This window comes from Chryseobacterium mucoviscidosis (assembly GCF_002177115.1).
Lineage (GTDB): Bacteria > Bacteroidota > Bacteroidia > Flavobacteriales > Weeksellaceae > Chryseobacterium > Chryseobacterium mucoviscidosis.
On the sequence record NZ_MVAG01000081.1, the window covers coordinates 69079 to 81354 of the forward strand.

12 protein-coding genes are annotated in these 12276 nt (G+C 31.9%); 9 read left to right on the forward strand and 3 right to left on the reverse strand.

Annotated features, from left to right (window positions below; genetic code table 11):
• Positions 1-106 precede the first annotated feature (106 nt).
• The 4 genes from B0E34_RS04485 to B0E34_RS04500 are packed head-to-tail and all read left to right on the forward strand — an operon-like array spanning position 107 to position 3166.
• Complete coding sequence (locus tag B0E34_RS04485; protein ID WP_087707197.1) at positions 107-1420, forward strand: hypothetical protein; 1314 nt, start codon at positions 107-109, stop codon at positions 1418-1420.
• A gap of 18 nt (positions 1421-1438) precedes the next feature.
• On the forward strand, positions 1439-2005 hold the full coding sequence (locus B0E34_RS04490) for a DUF6705 family protein (protein ID WP_087707200.1): 567 nt from the start codon (positions 1439-1441) through the stop codon (positions 2003-2005).
• The gene (locus tag B0E34_RS04495) at positions 2005-2565 is read left to right on the forward strand and encodes a DUF6705 family protein (RefSeq protein WP_087707202.1); all 561 of its coding nucleotides are present in this window, start codon (positions 2005-2007) and stop codon (positions 2563-2565) included. The genes B0E34_RS04490 and B0E34_RS04495 overlap by 1 nt, the downstream gene beginning before the upstream one ends.
• A 34-nt stretch (positions 2566-2599) precedes the next feature.
• A complete protein-coding gene (locus tag B0E34_RS04500) occupies positions 2600-3166 on the forward strand; it encodes a DUF6705 family protein (protein ID WP_087707205.1) in 567 nt (188 codons plus the stop codon).
• A 47-nt stretch (positions 3167-3213) separates the two neighbouring features.
• Here B0E34_RS04500 and B0E34_RS04505 read toward each other — a convergent pair whose 3' ends face one another.
• Both B0E34_RS04505 and gltX read right to left on the reverse strand, forming a co-directional pair.
• Positions 3214-4170 carry an acetyl-CoA carboxylase carboxyltransferase subunit alpha gene (locus B0E34_RS04505; RefSeq protein WP_076390571.1) on the reverse strand — a complete coding sequence of 319 codons (957 nt, stop codon included), beginning with the start codon at positions 4168-4170 and terminating at the stop codon, positions 3214-3216.
• Positions 4171-4217: 47 nt separating this feature from the next.
• The gene (gene gltX / locus B0E34_RS04510; RefSeq protein WP_087707208.1) at positions 4218-5942 is read right to left on the reverse strand and encodes a glutamate--tRNA ligase; all 1725 of its coding nucleotides are present in this window, start codon (positions 5940-5942) and stop codon (positions 4218-4220) included.
• Between the two features lie 184 nt (positions 5943-6126).
• Between gltX and B0E34_RS04515 the strand changes: the two genes are divergently transcribed.
• The 3 genes from B0E34_RS04515 to B0E34_RS04525 all read left to right on the forward strand — a co-directional run bounded on the left by B0E34_RS04515 (position 6127) and on the right by B0E34_RS04525 (position 8491).
• Positions 6127-7062 carry a glycosyl transferase family 90 gene (locus tag B0E34_RS04515; RefSeq protein ID WP_087707210.1) on the forward strand — a complete coding sequence of 312 codons (936 nt, stop codon included), beginning with the start codon at positions 6127-6129 and terminating at the stop codon, positions 7060-7062.
• Between the two features lie 16 nt (positions 7063-7078).
• Entirely contained in the window at positions 7079-7423 is a 345-nt protein-coding gene (locus tag B0E34_RS04520) for a phosphomannose isomerase type II C-terminal cupin domain (RefSeq protein WP_087707214.1), read from the forward strand.
• 99 nt (positions 7424-7522) lie between these two features.
• Positions 7523-8491: a glycosyltransferase family protein gene (locus tag B0E34_RS04525; RefSeq protein WP_087707217.1), complete on the forward strand. Its 969-nt coding sequence runs from the start codon at positions 7523-7525 to the stop codon at positions 8489-8491.
• On the opposite strand, the gene B0E34_RS04530 is transcribed toward B0E34_RS04525, so the two are convergent.
• A complete protein-coding gene (locus tag B0E34_RS04530) occupies positions 8488-9363 on the reverse strand; it encodes a hypothetical protein (RefSeq protein ID WP_087707220.1) in 876 nt (291 codons plus the stop codon). The two genes, B0E34_RS04525 and B0E34_RS04530, sit on opposite strands and share 4 nt — an antisense overlap.
• Before the next feature lie 141 nt (positions 9364-9504).
• On the opposite strand from B0E34_RS04530, the gene B0E34_RS04535 reads away from it, so the two are divergent.
• On the forward strand, positions 9505-11586 hold the full coding sequence (locus B0E34_RS04535) for a glycosyltransferase (protein ID WP_087707222.1): 2082 nt from the start codon (positions 9505-9507) through the stop codon (positions 11584-11586).
• Positions 11587-11682: 96 nt separating this feature from the next.
• Entirely contained in the window at positions 11683-12168 is a 486-nt protein-coding gene (locus tag B0E34_RS04540; protein ID WP_087707224.1) for a hypothetical protein, read from the forward strand.
• Positions 12169-12276 lie beyond the last annotated feature (108 nt).

Below are 12276 nucleotides of genomic sequence, written 5' to 3' on the forward strand. Positions count from 1 at the left end.
ATTTTATGCAAATATAGGTTTTTGGGGAAGTGTTATTTTTCACATATTTGTAGAGTAATTTTAAAAAAACAGTATATTTAACCCATTAAAAAAACAACAAATAACTATGACGAAAAAAATGATTTCGTGGCTGTCCTTCATTGCAGTGTTTCTTTTTCTCCTGCACTCCTGTGTGCACGATGAGATTTATTCTTCTTCCGATCCTGCATCTGCAGAGTACCATTCTAAAAGTCTTTGGAAAGAAGATGAAAAGTACATTAAAAATGTAATGAAAGTTTTTGATGAATATGCAGATAAAAGCTATTTTGCTTCAAACTTCGGAGATGTTTACTGGGATTATGCTACTACCATGGGAACTTATGATGAAAAGTTTCTTGAGGTTCCGGTAGTTAAAAACGGTAAGATTAATTTTATTCTTTTGGTCTACAGAGAAGACGACAGAATTTTCTTTAAAAGAAAAGATGAAGAAAGCTCAAAAGAATTCTTTAAGGTTTTGATTTTTACAGACAGGGTTAAAAACAAATTATCAGGAAGAATTTTAGGAGCAGGTGGAAACACATCCAAAACATTCTGCTATACTGTAGAAACTACTGTAGAATGGACTAATGATGACGGAAGCCCAGGACCTACCTTCTCTCATTCTGAAACATACTGCTTTCCTACAGGACCATCATTGCCCTGCCAGGCTCTGGATACAGAAAGTAATTGTGGTGGTGGTTACGGAAATGGCGGCAGTGGCGGTTCAGGTGGCGGATCTACAGGCTATCCTTATCCGCAGAACAACCAGACGCCCTGCGAGAAAACGAAAAATATTGTAAATAAACCTCAGATAAAAGCTAAACTTACCTCTTTACAATCATATGCAAATACAAATACCAAAATTGAAAGTGGTTTTCAGGAACTAAAAAGCGGTACATTAGTAAATGGTGTTGTAAATGGTGATAACCAAATAGAATTTGGAATAGGTCCCAATTCTCAGGGTACTGTACATACCCATCAACCCGGAACAATCGGTATTTTCGCACCACAGGATATTATGACTTTTTTAGCCATTGTACATGCGCAAGATGCTAATGCTCTTGGAAATGCTTATAGTGGAACTATTTCTTCCAGTGGCACTTATTTTATTAATTTTACAGGAACGGCATCTGATTTGCCTCCTGCTATGACGGAAGCACAAGAAGCAGCTTATGTTGCAGCAACGGTTAAAGATTATACAGAAAAGTATTATAAACTTTTAAAAGCCGAAGGAAAAAAATCATATCAAACATTATCAAGTATAGGATTAGAAAAATTATTTTTTGACATGCTAGACAAAATAGGTTTAGCTGGGAAAATAACTCTTATTAAAGAAGACAACGGAAATACTTCAACAATACAAAAAGACTCGAGTGGAAATCCAATACCGAATCCTTGTTAATTCATTAAAATAATTATTATGCAGAAAAAAATCTTGTATTTATTTATAATACTAATATCATCTGTAAGCTGCAAAGCTCAACAATATTCATTAAATACCGATTACGAAACTATTCCAAACAATTCTCACATTAAAGATCTTAATAATGAATATGATAAATTTGTTGGGACATGGAAAGCTACATTAGGAGATAAAGAAATCTATATTTATGTTACTAAGCAAGAGGATAGACCAATAATTCGATTAACAAAAAATTTTTATAGAGATGTTTTATTAATTAGATATAAAATTTTAATTAATAACCAAATAATAGAAAGCACAGTGAATTCTTCTAACGACAGCACTAATATAATAAGTATGGGAACAGAAATAGATAATTCAGTCGCATTTAGTTATGAAGGTGGAAAATGTACTGTAGGATGGGGAATAATTAATACTGAGTATATTGACTCTTCCCATCTGAACTGGCACTATCAACCTCAATCTACAGTTATTACTAATAAAAGCTGTCCAGATTACCCTGCCGGAGGGATAAAAATAAATTTACCTTATGAGCCTGCTGATATAATTTTTACAAAACAGTAGTGAAAAATTTAATAACAATTTTAGGAATTTTTCTTGTGTTTTATTGTAAAGCGCAGCAATACCCTTTAAATACAAATTATAGAATTATTCCCGACAATTCTTATATTAAAGATACTAATAATGAGTACAATAAATTTATTGGAAATTGGAAAACTACAATCAATGGAAAACAGATCACTCTATTAATTAGTAAGGAAGATAACAGAAGTACAAGTTTATTTAATCGACATTTTTATAGAGATGTTTTATTAATACGATATAAAGTTTTAGTTAATAATCAAATTGTTGAAGATACTATGAATTCTTCAAATGATATGGTTAACGCAATTAGCATGGGAACACAAATTGATGGCTCCGTTCTCTTTGATTATAAGGGATTGAAATGTTTGATAGGAAATGGATTTATCACTCTTGAATATATTGATTCTACACATCTAAAATGGAATTATCAGCCCCAATCTACCGTTGTAACGAATAAAAGTTGTTCGGATTACCCAACGGATGGTGTAAAAATAAATCTTCCATATGAGCCATCAGATATAATTTTTACAAAACAGTAAAGTAAATCCATCAAAAATTCGAAAAATAAAAATAATGAAAAAAGCACTAATAATTACATCATTAGGAATTGCGCTATTTTGTAATGCTCAACAAATCCTCCCTTTAACAACCAAAAACTATAATGTACCGTTAAATGCTTATATAAAGGATATAGACAACCAACTCCCCGACTTTGAGGGTACATGGAAAGGGACTTGGAATAATAAGACATTCATAATTAATTTTAAGAAAGTAAAGTATCACGAAACATTTGCACAGCAAAATCCGTATGATAAAGATTTATTATTTGGTAAATTTCAGGTGAAGGATGCTAATGGAAAAATTCTTTTTGATAATCTTTCAGTTAAGGATATTTATTCAAAAATCCAAGGAATGCATATTAACCCAAGTGGTAAATATGAGTTGATGTATATGGATCCGGAATTATGTAATAAAGTTGGAACGATTATGATTGGATTTAATAATCCTACAAAAACAGAATTGAAGTTCAGATATAAAGATTATCCGCAAAATATTGATTCCGGATGTTTTTATTATGGTAAACCTGCAGATCAGCAACCTGATCCATTACCTAAAGAGATTATTCTTACTAAAATATAGCCCCCAAAAAACCGGTTAAGAAAATTTTTCTTAACCGGTTTAATTTTTTATCCTTTAAATTGCCCCATCGCAATGAATTTCTCCTGTCTCTGGGTTTCAAGTTCTTTTCCAGTGAATTTTGAAAAGGCTTTGATGTTCTGCAATATTGAATTTTTAAGGTTCAGATACGTTGTTTCCGGATCGTAATGCGCTCCTCCAAGAGGTTCTTCCACAATTCCGTCGATGAATTTTTCTCTTAAAGCATCTTTCGGAGTCAGGTTCAGAGCGTTTGCCGCATCTTCTTTATGATCCCAGTTTCTCCAAAGGATGGATGAGCAGCTTTCTGGTGCAATTACCGTATACCATGTGTTTTCCAACATATATACTTTGTTTCCTACACCAATTCCCAAAGCTCCGCCACTCGCTCCTTCACCAATAATGTAGGTGAAAATAGGAGTTTTAAGCATCGTCATTTCGAAAATGTTTCTTGCAATTGCTTCTCCCTGTCCTCTTTCTTCCGCTTCAAGACCAGGATAAGCTCCCGGTGTATCTACCAAAGTAATTACAGGAATTCTGAACTTTTCTGCAAGCTTCATCAGTCTCAAAGCTTTTCTGTATCCTTCAGGATTCGGCATTCCGAATCTTCTGTGCTGTCTTTCTTTTGTAGTTCTTCCTTTCTGAGTTCCAATGATCATTACTTTCTGACCGTCCAGGGTTGCTAAACCACCGATCATGGCAGGATCATCTGCGAAATTTCTGTCTCCGTGAAGTTCTAAGAAACTGCCTTTGTCCACCATTCCGTGGATATAGTCCAGTGTGTAAGGACGATCCGGATGACGGGAAAGTTGTACTCTTTGCCAAGGGGTAAGATTTCCATAGATTTCTTTTTTCTTTTCTATGATTTTATCCTCGATCTGGCTACATGCTAATTTTACATCAACACCACTTTCTTCTCCTACTAAAGAACAGGTTTGGTATTGGTCCATTAATTCTTTTATAGGAAGTTCGAAACTTAAATATTCCATTCTTGAAGTAAATTAAATCTTTCAAATTTATGAAAAATTATCAAAATCTATTTAAAATTATTGATAGCATTGTTTATTCTGGAGATAGTCTCCTCTTTTCCAAGAAGTTCCATAATGTCCGGAACGTCTGGTCCTTTCAGTTCTCCAACCAACGACAAACGTAAAGGCATCATCACTTTACCCATTCCCAAACCTTTATTTTCCGCGAAATCATGAACCTTCTGCTTAAGATTTTCAGCATTAAAATCAGCTCCTTCAAGATTTGAAGCCAATTCCCCTAAAATTGCCGAAGTTTCATCATTCCAGGCTTTTTTGGATGCTTTTTCGTCATAAGAAGTGGGTGCTTCGAAGAAAAACTTTCCGTTTTTGTAGATGTCTTTCGGGAAAGTAGCTCTTTCTTTCATCAGCTTAATCACTTTTAACAATTTATCGTCTGATAATGTTAAATTTAAATCTGAATTTTTAAGAATATTCAGTAATTCATCATCCGAAGTTTTCTGGATGTACTGATGATTGAACCATTCTGCTTTTTCCTTGCTGAATCTTGCTCCGGCTTTATGAACTTTGTTCAGATCAAATTCTTTTGCCATTTCATCCAGAGATAAAATTTCTTTATCATCTGCAGGAGACCAGCCCAAAAGTGCAACCATATTGATGAATGCTTCAGGCAGATATCCGCTTTCTCTGTATCCTTTTGAAACATTTCCTGTTGCAGGATCTGTAAAATTCAAAGGAAATACTGGAAATCCGAATTTATCGCCATCTCTTTTGCTTAGTTTTCCGGAAATTCCTTTTTTAAGAAATTGTTTTACAGAAGCTAATATTTCATTGTCCTTATCATTTTCGCTTAACATTGATTTAAATCTTGGACTTTTTACTTCTGAAAAGAAAGATTTAATAATTGTTGCAGATTCATCAAAAGAAAACTGATTGTTTTTTGCTACGAACTCTTCTGTGAAAGATTTAGTAATTTCATCTATATTTTCTTTATTAATTAAAGTTGAAACATCAGGTTTTAAAATCAAGGAAAGATGGGCAAACTGAGGCGCTTCCCAACCCATTGCTTCATATAATAAAGTGTGTAGTCCTAAAGAAGGCAGCCATTCTTCACCACGGATAACGTGAGAAATTTCCATTTCGTGGTCATCGATGATGTTGGCGAAATGATAAGTCGGCATTCCATCGTTTTTTACAAGAACTTTATCGTCTAAAGTATTGGTATTCACGGACGAATTTCCTCTAATGATGTCTACAAGATTTAATGTTCTGTCGATCGGCATTTTGAATCTCACGACATACGGCGTTTTTTCATCCAGCAATTTCTGAACTTCCTCTTCAGAAAGTGCAATACTGTTTCTCAAACGGTTTCTGGATTTATTGTCATAAGAAAAAACTTCGCCTCTTGCTTCATATTCAGCACGGATCGCGTCCAGTTCTTCAGCGGTATCAAAAGCAATGTAAGCATAATCTGTTTTTAAGATCTGCTCTGTATATTTATCGTAAATATCTCTTCTTTCAGATTGTCTGTACGGAGCGAATTTTCCTCCTTTTTTCGGGCTTTCATCGGCAATAATTCCGCACCATTCAAGGGCTTCTTCAATGTATTCTTCTGCTCCTTCAACGTATCTTGCGGTATCTGTATCTTCAATTCTCAATACAAATTCACCTCCCTGATTTTTAGCAAAAAGATAATCGTATAATGCGGTTCTTACGCCTCCTAAATGTAAAGGTCCCGTAGGACTTGGAGCAAAACGTACTCTTACTTTGTCCATTTTAAATAAAAATTTTTGCAAATTTACTTAAACTAATATAAAAAGGTACATTTATTTGCGATAAACTAATTTTAATCATCTATTTGAACGATTAATTTTCTAAGTGTAAAAATCAATTAAAATAATTTCCTTTTCGAAAAATAACAGATATAATGCTGTATTTTTGTGGAGTTTTAAATTCACCATGGCACAAGTTAAAAAACAGAATAAGTTGTCTTTTTATATTCAGGGATTTGCAAGAGGATTATTTCCTGTAAAATCTTTCGAAAAAAAAATTGATGATCTCTATAAAACCGTTTCCAAAGAACAGCTTACAACAGTTGAAAGAAGAGTAGACTACTACAACAAAATTTCATCGGAAACCCAAGTAAATCATTCCGGAACTACAATCGCAGATCTTTTGAAGCCTAAAACTCCGAAAGCCTACTATTTTGATACTTATGAGTATGCAAGATATTTTCCGAAAGATTTAAAGATTGATTTTGCATTTGGTGATGTCAATACCATCCTTGATTTTCCCAAAATAACGAAAAGCCGCCCTATTCACGGAAATAATGAAAACAATATTTTACTGAATCTGGACAAAGCAAGACATTTCGTCTCTGTAAAGGACAGTCTGAATTTTTCTGAAAAGAAAAATATCATGATTGGCAGAGCGGCAGTTCATCAGGAGCACCGAAAAAGATTTTATGAAAAGTATTTTAACAATCCGCTTTGTGATCTGGGACAGGTAAACAAAAACGGAAACAAGGAATGGATAAAACCTAAGATTTCGATCGGGGAGCATTTAAAAAGTAAATTTATTTTAAGCCTTGAAGGAAATGATGTTGCCACGAATTTAAAATGGATCATGTCTTCTAATTCTATTGCCGTTTCGCCGCCTTTAAAGATGGAAACATGGTATATGGAAGGAACTTTAAAACCAGATGTACATTTTATCGGGATTGATGAGAATTATGAAAATCTTGAGGAAAAGCTTCAGTATTACATCGATCATGAAAATGAAGCTTTGGAAATAATACGAAAAGCCAAAGAATACAGAGCGCAGTTTAATGATAAAAATGTTGAAAATTTAATATCACTTTTAGTATTGAAAAAATATTTTGACTACATTCGCTAAAAATTATTAGACAGATATGCTAGAAATCGGAGAAAGACCTTGGGGAAAATATTATGTTTTAGCGGATGAACCACATTATAAGCTGAAAAGAATAGAAGTAAATCCGGGGCAGAAATTATCTTACCAGTATCATCACAAAAGACAGGAACAGTGGACGATTATTGAAGGTGATGCTACCATCGTTCTGGATGATAAGGAGATCAGTTTATCTTACGGTGAAAGTATTTTTATACCTCTTGGCGCCAAACACAGAATAATGAACCTTTCGGATAAGCCGGTTGTATTTATAGAAGTACAGACGGGAACGTATTTCGGAGAGGACGATATTGTGAGGCTCGAGGATGAATATGACAGGAATTAAGAATAAAAAGGTTACAGATTGCTGTAGCCTTTTTATTTATGAATTATATCTTTGTAATCTTTTTTACTAAAATAATTAAGATTTAATATAAAACATTATATGAAAATTATTTTCCATGAGAATCAGCTTTGTTACAGAGGTACATCAAATGCAATTTTTGATTATGCCCATTATAATGAAGAAATTCTAAATAATCAGTCTGTGATTCTTTATCCGAAAAACAGTCCTAATAATATTCCGGAAGCGATCCAAAGGTTTGAGAAGCGTTTTACGGTTTATGGGTATAATGATTTAGCCGACAGAGATAAATTCATCAGAGAATCCAATGCTGATATTTTTTATGCTATTAAGTCTGGTGAAAAAGAGAATGATATCCCAACAAATCTAATAAAAACCGTTATACATGCTGTTTTTAAATATAATGAGCCCTACGGAAATGTCTATGCTTACGTTTCAGAATGGCTCTCTAATAAAATGAGCAACGGAATATTACCTTTTGTACCGCATATTGTAGATCTTCCGAATATTGAAGGTGATTTCAGAGAAGAGCTAAATATTCCTAAGGAGGCAATAGTATTTGCAAGATATGGCGGTTATGAAACTTTTGATATAGATTTTGTAAAAGAAACAGTAAAAAAAATAGCCCGTAAAAATAAGAATGTGTATTTTATTTTTATGGGAACTGAAGAATTTGTGAAAAGGAATTTTTTCAGATCTTATAGAAATATCATTTTTCTTCCTCCAACTACAGATATAGAGCGAAAGGTGAAATTTATAAATACTTCTGATGCTTTTTTACATGCAAGAAAACAAGGTGAAAGTTTCGGGATTGCAATTGGAGAATTTTCAATAAAAAATAAACCTGTCATCACTTGGGCATATTCCGATGAGAAATCTCATTTGGAAATATTAGGAGATCGTGCTATTGTATATAAAAACAAAAATGATCTGTTTGATATTCTGAAAAACTTTCGTCCTGATGCTAAAAAAAACTGGGATTGTTATTCTCAATTTTATAACCCAAAAGCAGTTATGGAAAAATTTAAAAAAATTTTTATAGATTCTTAAAAATAACTCTTAAACATCAGTTTTAATCTTTTTTTTAATGTAAGAGGAAATTTAATAGTATCTGGGTTTATCTTTCTTCTTAATGTAGCAACAAGGTCGTTGATATTTTTTGCTTTAATAAATTCTAAACTTTGCCAGTCATTAGGATTAAGCGGATGAAAATTTTCAAGTTTTGAATAGTTATCTAAACTTACATCTTTCCATTCAGAATAGAAAGTATCAACATCGAAGTCATTCGTATGGCCCCAATTTTTTATCTTTGTGTAGATCTCATCTTCATCCCTTGCCCAAGATTGATGGATGATGTAGGAATCGATGTGATATGTAACTGGATTTTCAGGATACCTTGCATTGAAATAATCTGGAAGATTTGTTATTAAAAAACACGGTTCTTGATAAGGAGTAACGGCTAAAAATCCATTTTCAGTTTTTCTAAAAAGAGTTATGAATTTAACAAAAAAGTTAGCTGGTGTTTTGTGAGGATTTCTTAGAAGATATTTATGCTTTCTTAAAAAAGAACATAATTCTTTAAAATAAAGCGGATATTCATCACTGTCAATTTGAATATGCCAACCTCCCTTTCCCATTTTTTCAGCCAGCATATTTCTTTGTCTCGTTTCTAAATCAAGAGGAGGGGTGTTAGGAATATAAAAACTGTCACTGTAAAATGAGATCTTATTTTGGATATCCAATGATTTTATTTTAGAAAAAATATTTTCAGGAATTTCAAGTTTTTGTCCTGTCCATGTTTTACCATCCTTATCAAAACATATATAGATTACATCTGCATAATCATATACCAAAGAAAGTGAATTGAAAATATACTCATAGTCATATGATAAAAGATATCCTATTTTAATTATTTTTTTCATTTTAAAATCTATTTTGCGAATATAGAAAAGCTTTTTTTGTTGTCAAATTAATTTAAATTCTTTTTTCTAATTTCCGATTATAGTTTTTATTGCTTTTTAATTAAAAAATTTTATTATAATATTGCGAAATATTTGACCAAAATGGGAATTAAAAGATTTTTTAAAAACTTAAGAAAAGATTATTTATTCATAAAGAACAAAAGAACAATAAAAGCTAATCACTTTGAATTGGATTTCTTTAAAAATTATCAATTTAAATTTAATAAGCCTTCGGAGGATATCGAGGTTTCTATAATTATTCCTGTTTATAACCAAATACGTTACACTTTAAACTGCCTGTATACAATAGATAATCATGATCAGCATATTAAGAAAGAAATTATTATCATTAATGATAAAAGTACGGATGATACGCTTGATTATCTTTCCAAAATAGAGAATATTATTTTGTTGAATAATGAAGAAAATCTAGGTTTTTTACGAAATATAAATAAAGGAATAAAGAATGCGAGGGGAAAATATATCTATATTTTAAATAATGATACAGAAGTTCAGCAAAATTATCTAAGTTCTTTACTGGAGGTTTTTAAAACAAGAAAAAATGTAGGTGCAGTAGGCTCAAAAATGATTTTTGAAAATAATCTTTTGCAGGAAGCAGGCTGTCTAATCTTTAAAGACTGTGAAATTGTAAATTTAGGAAGGTTTGATTCTATAGATAATCCGGCGTATAACTTTCTAAGAAAAGTAGATTATAGCTCAGGTTGTAGTCTATTATTCAGAAAAAAAGACGAATCAGGAAATCTTAACCAGCTTGACGAAGAATTTTTACCGGCATATTATGAAGAAACAGATTTTTGTCAGCGTCTCAAATACATACAGAATTTAGATATTTATTATCAGCCACAATCTGAAATATTGCATTTTGAGAATATCAGTTATACAGGAAACGATAGTAATAAAGAGAAATTGCTTGAAGCGAATGCTGTAAAATTCAAAAAAAGATGGAACTCAAAGTTTGTTCATGAAAAATTTTTGAATATAAATAATCAAAAGCAACTGAATGTTTATAAAGATTATACCAAACCTACTATTTTATTTTTGGAGGAATCTATGCCGAAATATGATCAGGATAGTGGCTCAAGAAGACTCGATGAACTTTTTAAAATCTTGATAGCTAACGGAAATAAAATTTTACTGGGAGTTCCTGCTTTTAATGAATCAGATCCTAAATATATAAAATATTGTGAATCTTTAGGAATAGAAGTATTTCAGGATTACGTCTCTCCAAAAAATAAAGTTATTAAAGTTAATCAGCAGATAATAGATAAGTTACCTCTTATTGATCTTATATGGGTATTCAGACCTAATGGTTTTAAACATTGGTATTCTCTTTTGAAAAAGCATATCACTCACCAAAAATTCATTTATGATATGGTAGATCTTCACTATTTGCGTGTTGAAAGAGAAAAAGAATATCTGCCTGTAACTAAAAAGATGGAAAAGAAAAATATGAAGATGAAAGATTTAGAGTATTATGCTATGAAGACCTCTGATGCTGTAGCTGCCATCAGTGACGTTGAAAAACAAATTATATCCAAAAATGGAGTAGATATCAAGAAAGTACATGTTGTGAGTAATTTTCATGATGTTAGTCAAATTAATAATAATGATTTTTCTTCAAAAAAGGGACTTTTGTTTATTGGAGGTTTCAGACATCTTCCAAATTTAGATGCTTTGAATTTTTTGTATGAAGAAATAATGCCTTTGGTCTGGAAGAAAGATGATTCTGTTTTCGTAAATGTAATAGGTCCGGAATTACCATTGGAAATAGCCGAAAAATACAATTCACAAAAATTTAGAATTTTAGGATATCAGGAATCTGTAGATGAATGGTTTAATTCTTCCAGGCTGTTTGTTGCGCCTTTGAGATATGGTGCAGGCGTAAAAGGAAAAATCGGACAGGCTCTGGAGTTTGAATTACCTATAGTTACAACTCCAATAGGTGTGGAAGGAATGAATTTACAGAATAATGTTCATGCTCTTGTAAGCGATATTAACGATCCTTATGCTTTTGCTGATAATATTCTGAAGCTTTATTCTGATGAAGTTTTATGGAGTAAATTAAGAGATAACTCTAAAAATGCACTGCATCCTTTTTCTAAAGAAGAACAAGGAAAAAGAGTTCTTAATTTGATTGCTGAACTTTATAAAAAAAATGATTAGACATTCAAAATATTGTTATACTTTTAAAATTATAAACACATTACATATTAAATTAAAAAACATAGAAATGAAAAAGCTTTTTTCTTTATCAATTTCATGATTTATCAAATTGTTTTTGCAGGAGATCCTCAATCTTCTTTTACTAAAATTAATAATGACGTCATAATTAGTGGATCAAGTCCAACCTCAATAATTACAAAAACAATTACGTTGGTCGAAAGTCAACAAGTTTTAGTTGTTGCTGATGGGAGGTATTTCCCTTATAGTAAAAATGGTATAGCACAAGTTAATATCCAAATTGACAATAATAATTCTTATAGCAGTAATGCTATTATTGATTGGACAAACTCTTCAAATGCGGTTCAACATACATTTAATTGTATTGCAACTACAACTTTATCTGCAGGTACTCATACAATTAAGCTAATAGGATTTGCTCATCCATCAACTTCTAATACAAATTTTAAAGTTGGTGGAGGAACAGGTTTATCAATATTAATTAATCCAGCACCAAATATTATATCTTCTGGGTTAACTAGCGATAGTCCTGGATCAGTCTCAAAAGTTGGGGAGGAATGTTAAGTAGTTTTATCTTTGTATAATGCTAAACGATCAAGAATTACTAAAGTTTTTGCTTCCACCATACTTAGTGGATTATTTTGATATTGTGAAATTTGAAGAAAAAGGAGC